This window comes from Rhizobium leguminosarum, assembly GCF_002953715.1.
Classification (GTDB): domain Bacteria; phylum Pseudomonadota; class Alphaproteobacteria; order Rhizobiales; family Rhizobiaceae; genus Rhizobium; species Rhizobium leguminosarum_V.
The window spans coordinates 347,277-363,637 of record NZ_CP025012.1 but is presented as its reverse complement, the minus strand read 5'-3'; the positions used below and the strand labels follow the sequence as shown (position 1 = coordinate 363,637).

Below are 16,361 nucleotides of genomic sequence, written 5' to 3'. Positions count from 1 at the left end.
CTTCGAATGCCAAGGTGGCAGGCGCCGGGATAGCACCATCGGACCGATCCGCTCGTTTTGCGGAGGACGGCCTGTCCGTGCCTCGGCGGTCGACGCCAGAACATTTCCTTCACGGAGTTGGGTTTTGAACAGCAAAGTTTCGTTCTCTGCGGCATCCAAGGATTACCAGATGGGCCGCTACACACAGTCCTTGGCAACGCTCAATCAGCTGATGGATATTCAGCAAGACGCCAAGACCTATGCGCTGCTGGCCAAGAACCTCGTGCAGCTCGGCTTCAAGGCCGATGCCGCGAAAGCCTATGGCCTGGCCGGCAACTGCGAAGGACCGAACTCCTACGAATACCAGAAACAGGCGGCCAAGCTGCACTATGAGACCGGCAACGAGGACGATGCTCTGCTGATCGCCATGCGAAACCTCAGCAAGGCGCAGGAAGACCCGGAACTCGCCTTCATCATCACCGCGATCTATCTGAAGCGGCAGCAGCGCGATATCATCCGCCCGTTCAAGACGGTGCTGTCGCAGAGTGCCAATCCCGATCATATGCGCCTGGCAGCCCTGCTTCTGAGCGACGATCTGAACGACGCAACCAACCAGAGCCTCTCGCGCAACCTCTTCAAGCGGTTTCCAGGCAATCTCGCATTCCGCTTCCTGCATCTGGTTTTCGCCCGCGAATTCAATGAGTTCGAAGAGGCAAGCAAACACCAGGCGGTAATCGATGCCTCACTCGCAAAGGGCGATCTCGAGATCCTGCGCAAGGATAACCCGTTCTATCATCTGCACTGGTGCGGCAACGAGGATTTCAACCGGTATGCGACGATCGGCACCACGCCTCTCAATCCGGAACGGGTGGCCCTCCGCCGCAACCAGCCGCACAGCTGGTCGGACAAGATCCGGATCGGCTACATGTCATCGGACTTCTGGGATCGCCACGCGACGATGAAGCTCTTGCAGCGCATCCTCGAACTGCACGACAAGGACCGGTTCGAGGTGACGCTCTTCTGCCATACAGGCCCTGAGTACCTCAAGCACAACAATACCGACCGCAGCCGCTGGGGTCGGGTCGTCACCGTTCACGGCTTCTCCGACCAGGGGATGTTGGCAGCGGTACGCGAGCATAATATCGACATCATGGTCGACCTGAAGGGCCATACTTCGGGCAGCCGCGCGTCGGCCTTCAATTTGCCGCTGGCGCCGGTGCATGTCGGCTGGCTCGGTTTCCCCGGCAGCACGGTCAATATCGACCTCGACTACGTCATCGGCGACCATTCGGTATTGCCCGAGGTGGCCAAGCCCTTTTACCACGAGAAATTCTGCCGGCTGCCGGAGAGCTATCAGCCGAACGACCCGATGCATCGCCCGAAGCCACGCCCTGTCACCCGCGAGCAGCTCGGCCTGCCAGAAGACGCCTTCATCTTCGCGTCCTTCAACGGCAACCGCAAGATCACGCCGGAGACGATCGAAAGCTGGTGCCGCATTCTCAAGCGCGCGCCGAACAGCGTGCTCTGGCTGATGGCGAACACGCCGCGCAACCAGGCGAACCTCTTGAAGCAATTCCAGGCGGCGGGGATCTCCGCCAAGCGGATCATCTTCTGCCCGCGCGCGCCCTACGAAGAGCACATCGACCGTCAGCAGGCGGCCGACATCGGCATCGATACCTTCCCCGTCAACGGCCACACGACCACCTCGGAGCAGCTCTGGGGCGGTCTGCCGGTCCTGACCGTCAAGGGCACCAACTTCGCCTCACGCGTCAGCGAGAGCCTGCTCAGGGCCATCGACCTACCCGAACTCGTTGCAGCCGACCTGCAGGCCTATGAGGATCTTGCCGTCGAACTGGCTGAGAATCCCGGACGGATCGCGGAATACAAGGCGCATCTCAAGGAGAAGCGCTATATCGCGCCGCTCTTCGATGCCGAACGGTTCTGCGTCCATCTGGAGCAGGCCTATGAAATCATGGCCGAGCGTGCCAAGCAGGGTCTTGCACCCGATCACATGGACATTCCGGCGCTGCCGCCGCGCACGGCGCCGTTCGCGGCCGAGTGAGGCTTTCGATCCGCAGTACGTTGCGCGTCGTTTCAGACGCGCAACGGGCGCTGCAGCACTTTGGGATGGCTGCACAATTAGAAACCCGCCGGAGCGATCCGGCGGGTTTTCTTATTGGCGAATATCAAGCAGCGGCAGCCGGTCAGTTGAACGAGCGCACCAGGCTGCCGACGAGCAGGTTCCAGCCGTCGATCAGCACGAAGAAGAGAATCTTAAAAGGCAGCGAGATCGAGGTCGGCGGCAGCATCATCATGCCCATCGCCATGGTGATTGTGGCAACGATGAGGTCGATGACGAGGAATGGCAGCACGACGAGGAAGCCGATTTCGAAGCCACGGCGAATCTCGGAAATCATGAAGGCCGGGATCAGCACGCGGTAGTCGATCGGATTGGTCGTCTGGATATTCTGTCCGCGTTCGCGCGCCAGATCGACGAAGAGCGCCAGATCCTTGTCGCGGGTATTGGCCGCCATGAAAGTGCGGAAGGGTTCGCCGATACGCTGGACCGCCTCGGTCTCGTTGATCTGATTGGCAAGCAGCGGCTGCACGCCGTTCTGCCAGGCCTGATCGAAGGTCGGCGACATGACATAGAAGGTCATGAACAGCGACAGCGACAAAAGGATCATGTTGGAAGGCGTCGAGGAGAGGCCCATCCCTGAGCGCAGGATCGAGAAGGCGATGATGAAGCGCGGGAAGCTCGTCACCATGATCAGGATGCCAGGCGCGACCGAAAGAATGGTCAGCAGGCCGAATGTGCGGATGATCCAGGCGGCGACGGAGCCATCGACCGGCACGTTCAACAAGTCAGTCGGCAGCTGCTGTGCCACCGCCAGTTCCGGTACCGCCATCATGGCGACAAGGAAAACTATAAGACGAATCATTCGATGACAAATGTCCTGAACATGACCTTCGATACCCGCCCTTGCGAGCGAAGGTCAACACGTTCCTGTATGTCATCCTTGAGATATTGAAAGCCGCGCGGCCCCTCGATCTGCTGAAGGGAAACGGTTCTGATATAGGCGAGGATATCCTGGTGAATATCCTCGGAAACCTTGACATCCGGCGGCCCGTTGAACAGCAGCGCGACTTCGAGTCGTACCCAGTTTTCTGAGGGGTAGGCAAGGTTCGAGGTGATCGGCTCGAGCTGGACGACGTTGTTGGCCTCGGTCGAGATGCGCGCCAGACCTTCCTCGGCCTTCTTCTTGGCCTCGGCATCCTTGGCCTGCTCGACCTCCTTGGCACCCTTGATGTTGGGCGCGACAATCGTGCCGACCGCCCAGCCGCCGCCGGCGCCGAGCAGGGTCAGGACGGCGATGCCGATGATCGTCATCAGCGAGCCGGATTTCTTGTTCGGTTGACCTGCGCTTGCGTCTGGCTCTGCCATCGTCGTTCAGCCTCAAAGCGGCGAGAAAAGATCGACGGCCTGCTGGCCGCGCGGAGGCTGCTGCACTTCCATCAGGCGGCCGCGGCCACCGTAGGAGATGCGGGCTTCGGCGATCTTGTCGTAGGAGATCTGGTTTTCGGCATTGACGTCCTGCGGACGAACGATACCAGCAACGTTCAGGATGCGCAGTTCCTGGTTCAGGCGGACTTCCTGAGAGCCCGATATGACGAGGTTGCCGTTCTCGAGAATGCCGGTGACGACGGCGGCGACTAGAAGAGTGAGCTTGTCGGTGCGCTCGATCTTGCCCTTGCCGTCGGTGCTGGTATCGGAACCATAGGTCAGGTCGGTCTTGGACTCGGGCGTCCAGCCGAAGATCTGGGCGTTGACGTCCCAGTTCATGCCGCTCGAATTCGTGCGGCTGCGGTTGGTCTCGTTGTCGAAGGAGGCCTTGTCGTTGATCTGGATGTCGACGGTCAGGATGTCGCCGACGTTGAGCGCGCGCGCATCCTTGAAGAGGGCGGCCTGCGAATCGCTCCACAGCGAATAGCCCTGGGCCACGGCGCGCGGCTGCTTCGGATAAAGCGCCATCTGCGGCGTCTGGCCGTAGGCAAGACCGCTTCCGATCGGGCTCATGGCGGGCGCGCGGCCGATCTCGCTGACCGCCGTCGGAGACTGGCAACCTGCAAGGAGTGCGAGGGCGGCGATCGCGGCCGGGAAACGCATATTCATGAAGGATCCTTCGACGTATTGGGATCGGACGCACTGGCAATGACGCTGGCGATGACAGCGGCCTTCTGCGGGTCCATCTCGTTGAGGATGAGGCTCGACTGACGCGGGCCGAGCCGCATGATCACGGCGGAGGCCACCTCGATCTTCATGTCTTGCAACTGGAGCGCGGCCGCATCCGGCTTCATCTTCTTGTAGATCTCGGTGAGGCCGGCTTCCGCCTGCCTCAGGAAATCGTCACGCCGCTTCAGCCAGTCCTGGTATTCGGCCTTGCGCTTGTCCATTTCCGCCATGCGGGCGTCGATGTCGGCGCGAAGCTTTTCCAGTTCCTGCTTCTGCAGGAGATAACGCTGGTCGCGGGCGGGCTCGGCAATGTTGGTACAGAACTGCTTGATCTCGTCCTGGGACGTGATGTCGCCGGCCGGCGCATGTTCCTGCGCGAAGGCGCCGGGGATCGACAGAAGGACGAGGCCCGCGGCCGGCAGCGCCAGCCGGCGCAGCAATTGCAGGACCGTCATGTCAGGGTTGATGATCTTGATCATTGCAGCACAAGCTCCGCCTGCAGGGCGCCTGCCGATTTGATGCCCTGGAGAATGGCGATAATACCATCCGGTTTCACGCCGATATTGTTGAGCCCGGCGACAAGGGTCCTGAGGTCGGGACCATCGATGATCGCGACGCGCCCGCCGGTCTGCTCCGCGGCGATATCGGTCTGCGGCTGGACGGCGGTTACGCCGCGCGAGAAGGGTTCGGGCTGGATGATCTGCGGCGTCTCGGTGACCTGAACCGTCAGGGTGCCGTAGCTGACGGCGACCGGCGAGACGCGGACGTCCGAGCCGATGACAATCGTCCCGGTGCGTTCGTTGATGACCACCTTGGCCGGCGTATCGGTCTCGACGATGAGATTCTCGATATCGGCCATCAGTCTGGTGAGATCGGCCGTGCGCGGCTTCTGGATCACGACTTCCTGCGAATCCTTGGCTTCGGCAACCGGGCCGCCGAAGCGCGCCGAGGCATAACCGTTGACGATGTCGGCGATACGGATCGCCGTCGAGAAGTCGGGGTTGCGCAGTTGCAGGACGAGATTGACAGAATCCTTGAAGCGGGACGGCAGTTCGCGCTCGATGATCGCGCCGCCGGGCACGCGGCCGGCGGTGGTGACGCCTTCGGTGACGGTCGCCGCCTGGCCCTGCGCCTGAAAACCGGAAACGATGGCGGCACCCTGCGCGACGGCATAGATCTGGCCGTCGGCGCCGGAAAGCGAGGTCATGACGAGCGTTCCGCCGCGCAGCGACGTCGCATCGCCGAGCGAGCTCACCGTCACGTCGATACGGCTGCCGGGGCTTGCGAAAGGGGGCAGGTTGGCGGTGACCATCACGGCCGCGGTGTTCTTGGCGTTAGACTGGCCGCCCTGCGTCGAGATGCCGAGATTCTGCAGCATCGCGCGCATCGACTGCTCGGTGAAGGGCGAGGACCGGAAGCCGTCGCCGGTCCCCTGGAGGCCGACGATGAGGCCATAACCGATCAGCTGGTTATCGCGGCCGGCCTGAAGGGAGGCAATGTCCTTGATGCGGGAGGTCAGCGCCCAGGCGGGCGCGACATCAGCCAAACTCATGGCGAGAACCGCGACAAGAGTAAACAAACGGAAGAACAATTTCATTTTGCCCTCACATGGACCGTGCCGTCCGCAAGCACCGTGCCGCTGACGATGACGCCGGAATCCATATTGCGCGCGCGGACGACCTGCCCGGTCGCGCCGTCTTCGAGCGGCGTGCCGGCGGCGGAGATCGTCATCGCCCCGAGCGAGAAGACCAGGCGGATCGAGGAGCCACGGGTCACCGTATAGGCCTCGCGCAGGGCCGAAACCGAGATCGTGCGGCCCGGCAACAGCGTGCGCTTGGAAACCATGCCTTCGACCTGCGAAAGGGATTTGGCATAATCGCCGGCGAGGTTGGGGTTGGTGACCTCGACCTCCTGAAGCTGGCTGGCCGACAGTGTGTCGCCGGGGTAGATGATCGTGGTCGGGACGACGGCATAACCCATGCCGGCATCCGCGTTCGCGGGCAAAACAATGCCCGCGACTGCGATCGTGGCTGCCGCCACCCATCCTGAGATGTGTCCTGCCCGGCAAAACATCATGTTTCGGCCCTTCCCTTACTTCAGGTTCTTGCTGACGATGGAGGCCATTTCATCAGCGGTGGTGATCACCTTGGAATTCATTTCGTAAGCGCGCTGGGCCGAGATCAGCTCGGTGATTTCCTTCACCGGGTCGACGTTCGAAGATTCCAGATAACCCTGCTTCATGTAGGCGAAACCTTCCTCATCGGGATTGCCGATGACGGCTTCGCCGGAGGCAGGCGTTTCCTGGAAGAGATTGTCGCCGAGCGGCTGGAGACCCGCCTCGTTGACGAAGTCGGCAAGCGTCAATTGACCGAGCACGGTCGCATCCGTCGCACCCGGCAGCTTGGCCGAAACCTGGCCGGAGCGGCTGATCGTAAGCTCTGTCGAGCCCGTTGGAATGGTGATGCCGGGAAGGACCTCGTAGCCGTCGATGGTGACGAGCTGGCCCTGGTCGTTCTTGTTGAAGGCGCCGGCGCGGCTGTAGAGCGTCGTACCGTCGGTCGATTGGATCTGGAAGAAGCCCTTGCCGATCAGCGCCACGTCGAGATCATTGCCGGTCTGGGTCAGTTCGCCCTGGAGATGCAGGTTGCGGACCGCCGAGGTCTGGACGCCGAGGCCGATATTGGCACCTTCCGGAACGACGGCCTGGTTGGCGCGGTTGGCGACACCCTTGGCACGTTCGGTCTGGTAGAGAAGATCCGAGAATTCGGCGCGAGCGCGCTTGAAACCCGTCGTATTGATGTTTGCGATGTTGTTCGCGATGACTTCCAGATTGGTCTGCTGGGCATCCATGCCCGTTGCTGCGATGGCGAGCGCTCTCATGTGTTCGTCCTCAAATCAGTTACATCTGCATCTTGGTGACTTCGAGAAAGGCCGAGACGACCTTGTCGCGGATGGCAATCGCGGTCTGCAGCGTCTGCTCGGCCTGGAGCATGGAATCGACGACTTCACGCGTCGACGCCGTGCCCTTGATACCGGCAAAGGACATGCTTTCCGCACCCTTCAGGCTGCTGACCGCGTCGCTCGCCATGTTGCCCATGACCGAGGCGAAGCTCATGCCATTGGCCGCACCGGCGGCGCCCGGCATGGTGGCGGCAGACGACGAGGCGGAATTTTCGGTGTCGACGGCGCCGAGCGCACGGGTCATCGAAAGGTTGCTGACATTCTGGACGCTGCTGATCATGATTATTGGCTCTTCAGGAGATCGATCGTGGAGGAGATGAGATCGCGGGTCTGTTTGATGGTCTGCAGATTGGCGTCATACGAGCGGTTGGCTTCGCGCATGTCGGCCATCTCGACCAGGATGTTGACGTTCGGCAGCTTGACGACGCCCTTCTGGTCCGCAGCCGGGTTGCTCGGATCGAATTCCGTGCTGAAGTCACCTTCGTCGACGCCGACCTTCTTGACGCCGACCGTCTCGACGCCGCTGGCGCGATCCATCTGCTGGCCGAAGGTAATCGTCTTGCGCCGATAGGGCTCGGCGCCGGGCGTGTCGCCGGTCGAGCGAGCATTGGCAATGTTTTCCGAGACGATGCGCAGGCGCGTCGACTGCGCTTCGAGCCCGGAGCCGGCGATTTTCATTGCTGCTGAAAGCGGATCCATGACTTTACCTTCTGACGGTCATCAACATCATGCGGTTGAAGGAGCTGACCAGCGAGGTGTTCAGATCGTATTGGCGCTTGATATCGCCCGACTTGGACAGCTCCTCGGCCAAACCGACCGTATTGCCGGATTCCTGGACGCCGATTTCCTGGTCGAGTGCAGCGTCCTTGACGTCGATATCGCCGCTGTTGCTGAAATCGTTGCCGCTGAGATGCGCCGGATTGGTGCGCGCCATGGCGATGTCGGACTTGTCGAGCACAGCGTCAAAGGGCGTGACGTCCTTGGCGTGGAACTTCGGGGTATTGGCATTCGCGATGTTGCCGGCAACAACCTGCTGACGAATCGTCAGCCATTCCGCCTGTCGCGAAGCCAAGTCGAAAAGTTGGATTGGTTGCATGAAACTCTCCGTTTTTACTGTCCCGAACGTAGTGCGGTAATCTTGCGTGGGACTTACGGGAATTCAGGCTTCGAGAGGCTTTTGTGCGAACGCCGCCGCCATCAACAGAACAGGGGCAAAAGAACAGGGGCTCCGGCCGGTTCGCGGCGGAGCCCCTGTTGCCTGGGTTTGCGGCCAGGTTCAGTTGTTCTGGTAGGTCTCGCCCTTGGAGGTGACGATCACCCATTTGCCGTCGCGCTGCTCGAGTGTCGCAAGGCGGCTTTCATCGGGCAGGATCGAGCCGATGCGCACCACATACATGCCGGAGGGATCCTCGATCAGCGCCCGGCCGTTGGAAACATGCAGCAGGCGGAAGGATGATTTGCCGGGGAAAGGTTGATCCTCCAATATGGGGCCGCCATCGCGCTCCTTGCCGAGATCGGACACCGTTGCGGTCGTCAGCGGATCGATCGGCGGGACCTTCTTGTCCCCCTCGTTCTTGTTGACCATGGCAAGCGGCGAGACGCTGAAGACGTTGCGCGCCGGCCAATCCGGCAGTTCGCGCGAATTGCTGCTGGTCGCAACATTGATGCCGAACTTGTCCGCGTTGAAGAACACGTACCAGGGGAAGAAAGCGGAGGCGCCGGCAAGCGCCAGGCCGGTGAAGGTCAGCAGCCGATCCAGGATGACGGTTTTCTTGCGCTGCTTCAGGGAAGCGATGCGTTCGTCGTCGAATTCAGTCACGTCTATCTCCTCTGGATGGGTCCGCCCTGATTGCCCATGCCGGCTGCAGCCTTGAGCGCGCCGGCGAGATCGGCAAAGGCATCGGGCGAGTCGCGGTCGCCCGGAGACTGTTTCAGGACGTCGTAAATGATCGGCACCTGCTTGACCGCCATGTCGAGATCGGGATCTGCACCCTGGCGGTAACCGCCGATCAGGCGCAGGTCGCGCGTCTCCTCGAAGCGGTGAATCAGCACCTTCAGCCGCGACACCAGCTTTTCCTGGTCCGGCGTCCAGGCCTTGCGGGCAAGACGCGAGATCGAGGCGAGCGGATCGATCGGAGGATAACGCCCTTCTTCGGCAAGACTGCGCTGCAGGACGATATGACCGTCGAGGATGCCGCGCGTCGAATCGGCAATCGGGTCGTTGTGATTGTCGCCGTCGACGAGGATCGAGATGATCGCCGTGATGGTTCCGGCGCCCTCGGGGCCGGGGCCGGCGCGTTCCAGCAGGCGTGGCAGCTCGGTGAAGACGGAAGCGGGATAGCCGCGCGCGATCGGCGGCTCGCCAGAGGCGGTCGCCACCTCGCGGATCGCATGGGCGAAACGCGTGACGCTGTCGACGATGAAGAGGACGTTCTCGCCCTTGTCGCGGAAATGTTCGGCAATGGTGACGGCCGTCAGCGGCGCCATCTTGCGAAGCATCGGGCTCTCGTCGCTGGTTGCGACGACGGCGATCGCCTTCCTCATATTGCTGCCGAGCGTATCCTCGATGAATTCGCGCACCTCGCGGCCGCGTTCGCCGACGAGCGCAATGACAACCTTGTCGAAAGCATCAGCGCGGGCGAGCATGGACAGAAGCGTCGACTTGCCCACACCGGAGCCGGCGAAGATACCGAGGCGCTGCCCCAGGCAGAGCGGTGAGAAGATGTCGATCGCGCGCACGCCGGTCTTGAAGCCGGTCTCGACACGCTTGCGGGTCATCGAGGGCGGCGCGGTATTGGAGATCGAGCGGCGATCGAGCCCCTCGGTCATCGGACCCAGCCCGTCGATCGGCTCACCGAGCGAGTTGACGGTGCGCCCACACCAGCTGTCAGACGGTGAAATACGGAAGGCGCCCTTGCGGATGACGGTATCGTGGATGCCGATCGGCTCGCCGGGTTCGATCGGGCAGACATAGATCAGTTCCGGTTCGACGCGCACGACTTCGCCGAGATGGATGCCGGTCGCCGATTTATGGGCCACGAACTCGCCGAGACGAACATGGCGGGAGAGACCGTGAACCGTGTAGTGGCCGGCGGCGATGGTCTGCACGCGACCGCCATGGGCAACCGCGAACTCCGGCGATGCGTATCGGTCGACGAGGCCCGCCAGATGCGCCAGCTTCGGGGAAAGGCCGTCCTCAGACAGTAGCGTGGTGTTCATGCTTTAACTTTCAACTTAAAATACGTCGCGTGCAGCTTGCTGCATGCGACGTATTTTTGGTCTTTGTTCTTGTGCATGTCGTCCTCCCAAAACCGCCGGACACTTTTGGGCGACATGCATTAGCGGCTGCCCCCAAGTGTCTGGACGGCTTCCTTGAAGGAATCTTCGCTGTCACGCATCAGCGACGAGACACTTTCGAAGGCGCGGTTGACTTCGATCAGCTGGGTGATCTCGCGCATGGCGTTGACGTTGGAGTTTTCGAGATAACCCTGCTCGACACCGACATTGAAGCGGTCGACGACGGCGCGCGGCTGGTCGGTGGTCATGATGCCGCTATTTTCGTAGCGCAAGTAACCCCTGCTGATATCGGCCTCGAACAGGCCGAGGGAGCCGACCTGGCGACCGCCCTGATAGATGATGCCGTCGGTGCCGACGGAAGGCTCGCCGCCCTTGGTGTTGAGCTGGATCGGGGCACCGCCAGCGTCGAGAACCGGATATCCCCGGATCGAAACAAGTTCGCCGGTTTCCTTGATCGTGAAGCGACCATCCCTCGTCAGGACGCGGCCGGCCGGCGTATCGAGCGAAAACCAGGCATCACCCTTGATGGCGAAATCGAGCATGTTGCCGGTGTGCTGCAGTTCGCCGTTTCCCTCGTTCAGATAGTCGTTGCCCTGGGAAACGAAGGCGACCTTGGTGTTCAGCTTGTTCTTGGTATTCGCCACCATCTCGTCGAACTTCACCTCGGTGGCGCGAAAACCGGTCGTATTCACGTTCGCCATGTTGTCTGCGATGGTGTTCAGACGCTTTTCGAGGGCCATCTGCGACGACAGAGAAACATAAAGACCGGATTGCATGTCGGTAAGCTCCAAGCATTGGCGATGAACGGGACGAAAAGCCGGGCGTCGTCTCATGTGGTTCGGCCGGGATTTCGCTGAGGCGGCATCTCAGAAACGGGCACGGGCACCCATTCGTCTCCTTTAGACTGACGGCAGATGCTTGCGCGAAGCTGGCACGCCGAAATGCCTCGCGATCGGGCCTTTCATCAGCCTCACGCAAGGCAGAAACCCTATCCGTCTTAAAGAAAAGCAACGTTCAGATTGGGCTGACGATGAATATCATTATCGGATTTATAGTGACTTGCGGCTGTATCGTCGGCAGCTTCATGGCCATGGGCGGCGAAGTGGACGCGCTGTTCCAGCCCTTCGAATTCCTCATCATCGGTGGCGCCGGCCTCGGCAGCTTCATCATGGCGAACCCGATGAAGGTGGTGAAGGACTCCGGCAAGGCGCTCAGCGAAGCCTTCAGGCACGCCGTGCCGAAGGAACGCAACTATCTCGATACGCTCGGCGTGCTCTATTCGCTGATGCGCGACCTGCGCACCAAGTCGCGAAACGAAATCGAAGCCCATATCGACAATCCGGCCGAATCGACGATCTTCCAGTCGGCTCCGACGGTTCTGAAGAACAAGGAGCTGACGGCGTTCATCTGCGACTACGTCCGCCTGATCATCATCGGCAACGCTCGCAGCCACGAGATCGAGGCGCTGATGGACGAAGAGCTCAACACCATCATGCACGACAAGATGAAGCCCTACCACTCGATCCAGATCATGAGCGATTCCTTCCCGGCGATCGGCATCGTCGCGGCCGTCCTCGGCGTCATCAAGGCGATGGCCCACATCAACGATTCGCCTGAAGTGCTCGGCCACCTGATCGGCTCGGCGCTCGTCGGCACCTTCCTCGGCATTCTCTTGTCCTACTGCGTCTGCTCGCCGCTGGTCTCCCAGATCAAGGTCGTGCGCAACAAGCAGCACCGCCTCTACGTCATCGTCAAGCAGACGCTGCTTGCCTATATGAACGGCTCGGTACCGCAGGTCGCTCTGGAATACGGTCGCAAGACGATCTCGGCTTACGAGCGTCCGTCCATCGATGCGGTCGAGCAGGAAATGATGAACCCAGGTGGCGAAAACAAGGCGGCTTAAATGACTATGAGCAATGCTTCGCACGACAAACCGGCAATGGATCCTGCCCTCCTCGCCAAGCTGACAGGCGGGCTTGGCGACAGAGGCAGGGTCGCCAAGATCTGCAGCTCCTTCGGGGAAATCTACAGCGAATTCTTTCCCGACGTCATCAAAAGCGAGACCGGCCTCGACGTGACGGTCAACTATCTCGGCTGCGAGATCGGCTACAAGAACCACCTCATCGAAGACCTGAGCGCGAACGTCACACTGGTCGATGCGACGCTGCGCAACTGGTCGCAGAACATTACGCTTGCCTGCGGCAACGGCTTCGTCATCACGCTGATGGAGCATCTGCTCGGCGCCACCGCCGATACGATCGAGGAACCGGCCGACCGGCTGCTGTCGATCATCGAGCTCGATCTGGCGGTCATGGTCTTCGACAAGATCGCCAAGGTGCTGCGCTCGGCCGTCAACGCGCCGGGCGGTTTCGAACCGAGCCTTTCGGCCCCGCACGCCCATGACATGCGCGCCCGGCCGCAGGAGGATCGTCCGGATGAATTCGCGGCCGCCATCAACATGTCGATCACGCTTGCCGGCATCGTTTCGGAATTTTCGTTGATCGTTCCGCAGACGGCACTGCTCAAGACCAAGGTGACGCCGCCGAAGCCGAAACGCCAGGCCAGCAGCAACTCAGCGGAATGGACCGAACAGCTCGGCGATCAGGTCCGCCGCTCACATGTCACGCTCGAGGCCAAGATCAGGCTGCAGGACCTGACGTTGCGCACGATATCGAAGCTGATGGTCGGCGACGTCATTCCGTTCCGCGACCACGGCGACGTGCGTGTCGAGGTCAGCGCCAACAGCAAGGAATTGTATGTGTGCGAGTTCGGGCGTTCAGGCGAAAACTACATGGTCCGCGTCAAGGATACGATGAACTCGGATGATGAACTCATCCGTCATTTAATGAATTAATCGGTTCTCTGGCTTTTGGGCTGCAAAGGCAGTTTGAGGCAAGTTTCAACTGGAATAGTGATTTCATGGCTACGAAGAAAACACAGCAGAACAGCGACCTATCCCTGGATCTTCCGGGCAGCGAAGCGGATCTCGACCAGGCGATCGACGATCTGCGCGGCGTGCTGAAGCAGGATGCCGATGGCGACCTGTCGCAGTTTGGCGACGACCTGCAGAGCGACCCCTTCGCAGCAGGAACGGACCTGGCGGCCTTTGGCGGCGAGACTTCGGAAACCCCCTTTGGCAGCGACGATTTCGGCGGCGACTTCGGCGGCGGCGATGCCAGCCCGGCGGCCGGCATGGATTTCGGCAGCAGTTCCTCTTTCGAGGCGTCGCCGGCCCCGCTCGGCAGCGCTTTGAATTCCAACTTCGACCTGATCATGGACATCCCGATCGACGTCCAGATCATGCTCGGCACCAGCCGCATGCAGGTCTCCGGCCTGATGAACCTCAATGAAGGGGCGACGATCGCCCTCGACAAGAAGATCGGCGAACCGGTCGAGATCATGGTGAATGGCCGCAGGATTGCCCGCGGCGAAATTACGGTGCTTGATAACGACGACACGCGATTCGGTGTGAAACTGATAGAAGTTTTGAGTACGAAAAAAGCCTGATCCCTGTGTGGGACGGAGAGGTTAGACCATGATGGACTTTGACGATTTCGGCGGCGCGCTAGCCGGGAAACCGTTGACCCAGGCTGAAAAGGCAGCGGCTGTTCTTCTCGCTATGGGAAAGGGAGTCGCCGGCCGGCTGTTGAAATATTTCACCCAGGCCGAACTGCAGACCATTATCTCATCCGCCCAGTCGCTGCGCGCCATTCCGCCGGACGAGCTGCTGTTGCTCGTCTCCGAGTTCGAAGACCTCTTCACCGAGGGTGCCGGGCTGATGGACAACGCCAAGGCGATCGAGGCCATTCTGGAAGAAGGCCTGACGCCCGACGAGGTCGACAGCCTGCTCGGCCGCCGCACCGCATTCCAGGCTTACGAAACCTCGATCTGGGATCGCCTCAGCGAGGCGGAGCCGACATTCGTCGCACAGTTCCTGCTGCGCGAACATCCACAGACCGTCGCCTATATTCTTTCGATGATGCCCTCCTCCTTCGGCGCCAAGGTGTTGCTGCAGCTTCCCGACAACCGCCGCGCCGACATCATGAACAGAACGGTCAACATGAAGGCCGTCAGCCCGAAGGCTGCGCAGATCATCGAAAACCAGGTCATGACGCTGCTTGCCGAGGTCGAGGCAGAGCGCAATGCAGCCGGCTCGACGAAGGTCGCCGATCTCATGAACGAGCTCGACAAGCCGCAGGTCGACACGCTGCTCAGCTCGCTCGAATCGATCAGCCGCGAGTCGGTCAACAAGGTTCGCCCGAAGATCTTCCTGTTCGAGGACCTCATGTACATGCCGCAGCGCAGCCGCGTCATGCTGCTCAACGATATCTCGACGGATGTGCTCACCGTCGCGCTGCGCGGGTCGCCCCCCGAGATTCGCGAATCGGTTCTCTCTGCCATCAGCCCACGCCAACGCCGCATGATCGAATCGGATCTGCAGAGCGGCATGGGCGGCGTCAATCCGCGCGAGATCGCGATTGCCCGCCGCGCCGTGGCGCAGGAAGCGATTCGCCTGGCCAATTCCGGCCAGATCGAGCTCAAGGAAAAGGAAGGCGACGCTTCGGCGGCCGCCTAACACGTCGAGACTGTTGACAAATACGGCATGCCGAAAGGCGGCTGTTGATCGCCGTGCCACAGGCGACTACCCTTCCAGCAATAGACCGCGCTCTAAAGCGCGTCGCACAGAACTCGGTTCCTGCGACGCGCTTTAGATTTTTGTTTTGATGCATGTCGTTATCCCAAAACCGCTGCACGCTTTTGGGCGACGTGCATTAGCTGCGGCCTATTTCTTTGACGGAGGGCGGCGACTTGGCAGACGATGACAAGGACAGCAAAACAGAAGCCCCAACCGCAAAAAAGCAAAGCGATGCCGCGGAAAAGGGCAACGTGCCGTCTTCGCGCGAACTTTCGATCTTTGCGACGATCCTCGCGACCTTCATTTACCTCGTATTCTTCCTTCCCGACAGCGTCGGACGCATGAGTGAAACGCTGCGCGACATCTTCGAACAGCCCGACCAATGGAAGATCGAGACGGGGCCGGATGTGCTTGCGCTGTTTGGGCAGCTCGGCTGGGCAAGTGCGGCGCTGCTGGCGCCCGCCTTCATCCTGTTTATGGTGTTCGGCATCGCCTCCTCCGTCTTCCAGAATCTGCCGACACTGGTGCTTGAACGCATCCGCCCGCAGGCCTCGCGTATCTCGCCGATCAAAGGCTGGTCACGGCTGTTCAGCGTGCCCGGCCTGGTCGAATTCGGAAAATCGCTGTTCAAGGTCGTCGTCGTTGGGGTGATCCTGTTCTTCGTGCTCAGGAGCGAATATTTCGGCTCGATCGACGCGATGTTCTCCGATCCGCAGACGATTCTCGTGCGAATGATGGCGGCGATGCGCAAGATCATCATCGTCATGCTGATCGCCACCGCGATCGTGGCAATCGCCGATCTTTTCTGGACGCGCCATCATTGGTTCACCGAGCTGAAGATGACACGGCACGAGGTGAAGGAAGAAAACAAGCAGGCGCAGGGCGACCCCTTGGTCAAGAGCCGGCAGCGGTCGCTGATGCGCGACCGCGCGCGCCGGCGCATGATCGCCAACGTGCACCGGGCGACGCTGGTGATTGCAAACCCGACACACTATGCGGTGGCGCTGCGTTACGCGCGTGAAGAGAACGATGCGCCGGTGGTGCTGGCCAAGGGTCAGGACCTTATTGCGCTCAAAATCAGGGAGATTGCCGAGAAGAACGGCATACCGGTGTTCGAGGATCCGCCGCTTGCGCGCTCCATGTTTGCGCAAGTCTCGATCGATAGTGTCATCCCGTCAGTCTTCTATAAGGCGGTTGCGGAGCTCATTCACCGGGTCTACGCTGCAGACGCCAAGAACAAACGGGTCAGATAAG

19 protein-coding genes are annotated in these 16,361 nt (G+C 60.9%); 6 read left to right on the top strand and 13 right to left on the bottom strand.

The window, feature by feature from the left end; all coding sequences use genetic code 11:
• Nucleotides 1–124: 124 nt before the first annotated feature.
• The gene (locus tag CUJ84_RS01845; protein WP_105004968.1) at nt 125–2,041 is read left to right on the top strand and encodes a glycosyl transferase; all 1,917 of its coding nucleotides are present in this window, start codon (nt 125–127) and stop codon (nt 2,039–2,041) included.
• Between the two features lie 142 nt (nt 2,042–2,183).
• Here CUJ84_RS01845 and fliP read toward each other — a convergent pair whose 3' ends face one another.
• The 13 genes from fliP to flgF form a co-directional block, all read right to left on the bottom strand.
• Entirely contained in the window at nt 2,184–2,921 is a 738-nt protein-coding gene (gene fliP / locus CUJ84_RS01840) for a flagellar type III secretion system pore protein FliP (RefSeq protein WP_105004967.1), read from the bottom strand.
• Entirely contained in the window at nt 2,918–3,424 is a 507-nt protein-coding gene (locus CUJ84_RS01835; RefSeq protein ID WP_105004966.1) for a flagellar basal body-associated FliL family protein, read from the bottom strand. The genes fliP and CUJ84_RS01835 overlap by 4 nt, the downstream gene beginning before the upstream one ends.
• A 12-nt stretch (nt 3,425–3,436) precedes the next feature.
• Nucleotides 3,437–4,153 (bottom strand): flagellar basal body L-ring protein FlgH, encoded by a 717-nt coding sequence (flgH, locus tag CUJ84_RS01830; protein WP_017958993.1) that lies wholly within the window; start codon nt 4,151–4,153, stop codon nt 3,437–3,439.
• The gene (locus CUJ84_RS01825; RefSeq protein WP_027685985.1) at nt 4,150–4,692 is read right to left on the bottom strand and encodes a MotE family protein; all 543 of its coding nucleotides are present in this window, start codon (nt 4,690–4,692) and stop codon (nt 4,150–4,152) included. Before CUJ84_RS01825 ends, flgH begins: the two co-directional genes overlap by 4 nt.
• Complete coding sequence (locus CUJ84_RS01820; protein ID WP_105004965.1) at nt 4,689–5,810, bottom strand: flagellar basal body P-ring protein FlgI; 1,122 nt, start codon at nt 5,808–5,810, stop codon at nt 4,689–4,691. The genes CUJ84_RS01825 and CUJ84_RS01820 overlap by 4 nt, the downstream gene beginning before the upstream one ends.
• A complete protein-coding gene (gene flgA / locus CUJ84_RS01815) occupies nt 5,807–6,289 on the bottom strand; it encodes a flagellar basal body P-ring formation chaperone FlgA (protein ID WP_105004964.1) in 483 nt (160 codons plus the stop codon). Before flgA ends, CUJ84_RS01820 begins: the two co-directional genes overlap by 4 nt.
• Before the next feature lie 15 nt (nt 6,290–6,304).
• A complete protein-coding gene (gene flgG / locus CUJ84_RS01810) occupies nt 6,305–7,093 on the bottom strand; it encodes a flagellar basal-body rod protein FlgG (RefSeq protein ID WP_018072568.1) in 789 nt (262 codons plus the stop codon).
• Nucleotides 7,094–7,112: 19 nt separating this feature from the next.
• A complete protein-coding gene (locus CUJ84_RS01805; RefSeq protein ID WP_027685988.1) occupies nt 7,113–7,454 on the bottom strand; it encodes a flagellar hook-basal body complex protein FliE in 342 nt (113 codons plus the stop codon).
• 2 nt (nt 7,455–7,456) lie between these two features.
• Nucleotides 7,457–7,873, bottom strand: a complete 417-nt coding sequence (flgC, locus tag CUJ84_RS01800; RefSeq protein ID WP_027685989.1) for a flagellar basal body rod protein FlgC — start codon at nt 7,871–7,873, stop codon at nt 7,457–7,459.
• A gap of 4 nt (nt 7,874–7,877) precedes the next feature.
• Complete coding sequence (flgB, locus tag CUJ84_RS01795) at nt 7,878–8,270, bottom strand: flagellar basal body rod protein FlgB (RefSeq protein WP_027685990.1); 393 nt, start codon at nt 8,268–8,270, stop codon at nt 7,878–7,880.
• Nucleotides 8,271–8,450: 180 nt separating this feature from the next.
• Nucleotides 8,451–8,993: a flagellar protein gene (locus CUJ84_RS01790; RefSeq protein WP_105004963.1), complete on the bottom strand. Its 543-nt coding sequence runs from the start codon at nt 8,991–8,993 to the stop codon at nt 8,451–8,453.
• A 2-nt stretch (nt 8,994–8,995) separates the two neighbouring features.
• Nucleotides 8,996–10,393: a flagellar protein export ATPase FliI gene (fliI, locus tag CUJ84_RS01785; RefSeq protein ID WP_105004962.1), complete on the bottom strand. Its 1,398-nt coding sequence runs from the start codon at nt 10,391–10,393 to the stop codon at nt 8,996–8,998.
• Nucleotides 10,394–10,512: 119 nt separating this feature from the next.
• On the bottom strand, nt 10,513–11,247 hold the full coding sequence (flgF, locus tag CUJ84_RS01780; RefSeq protein ID WP_027685993.1) for a flagellar basal-body rod protein FlgF: 735 nt from the start codon (nt 11,245–11,247) through the stop codon (nt 10,513–10,515).
• Nucleotides 11,248–11,501: 254 nt separating this feature from the next.
• Here flgF and motA point away from each other — a divergent pair, with 254 nt between their 5' ends.
• The 5 genes from motA to flhB all read left to right on the top strand — a co-directional run bounded on the left by motA (nt 11,502) and on the right by flhB (nt 16,360).
• Entirely contained in the window at nt 11,502–12,374 is an 873-nt protein-coding gene (gene motA / locus CUJ84_RS01775; RefSeq protein ID WP_003556508.1) for a flagellar motor stator protein MotA, read from the top strand.
• Nucleotides 12,375–13,325: a FliM/FliN family flagellar motor switch protein gene (locus CUJ84_RS01770; protein ID WP_018072562.1), complete on the top strand. Its 951-nt coding sequence runs from the start codon at nt 12,375–12,377 to the stop codon at nt 13,323–13,325. It abuts the gene before it with no gap.
• A gap of 65 nt (nt 13,326–13,390) precedes the next feature.
• On the top strand, nt 13,391–13,978 hold the full coding sequence (fliN, locus tag CUJ84_RS01765; protein WP_018244803.1) for a flagellar motor switch protein FliN: 588 nt from the start codon (nt 13,391–13,393) through the stop codon (nt 13,976–13,978).
• A gap of 28 nt (nt 13,979–14,006) precedes the next feature.
• On the top strand, nt 14,007–15,047 hold the full coding sequence (gene fliG, locus CUJ84_RS01760) for a flagellar motor switch protein FliG (protein WP_003545520.1): 1,041 nt from the start codon (nt 14,007–14,009) through the stop codon (nt 15,045–15,047).
• A gap of 233 nt (nt 15,048–15,280) precedes the next feature.
• A complete protein-coding gene (flhB, locus tag CUJ84_RS01750; RefSeq protein WP_027685994.1) occupies nt 15,281–16,360 on the top strand; it encodes a flagellar biosynthesis protein FlhB in 1,080 nt (359 codons plus the stop codon).
• Nucleotide 16,361 lies beyond the last annotated feature (1 nt).

Bases quoted from the DNA above. Each gene is read 5' to 3' on its own strand.
- flgB (WP_027685990.1), bottom strand. From the start codon at position 8,270: ATGCAACCAATCCAACTTTTCGACTTGGCTTCGCGACAGGCGGAATGG.
- flgF (WP_027685993.1), bottom strand. From the start codon at position 11,247: ATGCAATCCGGTCTTTATGTTTCTCTGTCGTCGCAGATGGCCCTCGAA.
- fliG (WP_003545520.1), top strand. From the start codon at position 14,007: ATGATGGACTTTGACGATTTCGGCGGCGCGCTAGCCGGGAAACCGTTG.
- fliI (WP_105004962.1), bottom strand. From the start codon at position 10,393: ATGAACACCACGCTACTGTCTGAGGACGGCCTTTCCCCGAAGCTGGCG.
- CUJ84_RS01825 (WP_027685985.1), bottom strand. From the start codon at position 4,692: ATGATCAAGATCATCAACCCTGACATGACGGTCCTGCAATTGCTGCGC.
- flgC (WP_027685989.1), bottom strand. From the start codon at position 7,873: ATGGATCCGCTTTCAGCAGCAATGAAAATCGCCGGCTCCGGGCTCGAA.
- CUJ84_RS01770 (WP_018072562.1), top strand. From the start codon at position 12,375: ATGACTATGAGCAATGCTTCGCACGACAAACCGGCAATGGATCCTGCC.
- flgH (WP_017958993.1), bottom strand. From the start codon at position 4,153: ATGAATATGCGTTTCCCGGCCGCGATCGCCGCCCTCGCACTCCTTGCA.
- motA (WP_003556508.1), top strand. From the start codon at position 11,502: ATGAATATCATTATCGGATTTATAGTGACTTGCGGCTGTATCGTCGGC.
- flgA (WP_105004964.1), bottom strand. From the start codon at position 6,289: ATGATGTTTTGCCGGGCAGGACACATCTCAGGATGGGTGGCGGCAGCC.
- fliP (WP_105004967.1), bottom strand. From the start codon at position 2,921: ATGATTCGTCTTATAGTTTTCCTTGTCGCCATGATGGCGGTACCGGAA.
- fliN (WP_018244803.1), top strand. From the start codon at position 13,391: ATGGCTACGAAGAAAACACAGCAGAACAGCGACCTATCCCTGGATCTT.
- CUJ84_RS01805 (WP_027685988.1), bottom strand. From the start codon at position 7,454: ATGATCAGCAGCGTCCAGAATGTCAGCAACCTTTCGATGACCCGTGCG.
- CUJ84_RS01820 (WP_105004965.1), bottom strand. From the start codon at position 5,810: ATGAAATTGTTCTTCCGTTTGTTTACTCTTGTCGCGGTTCTCGCCATG.
- CUJ84_RS01835 (WP_105004966.1), bottom strand. From the start codon at position 3,424: ATGGCAGAGCCAGACGCAAGCGCAGGTCAACCGAACAAGAAATCCGGC.
- flgG (WP_018072568.1), bottom strand. From the start codon at position 7,093: ATGAGAGCGCTCGCCATCGCAGCAACGGGCATGGATGCCCAGCAGACC.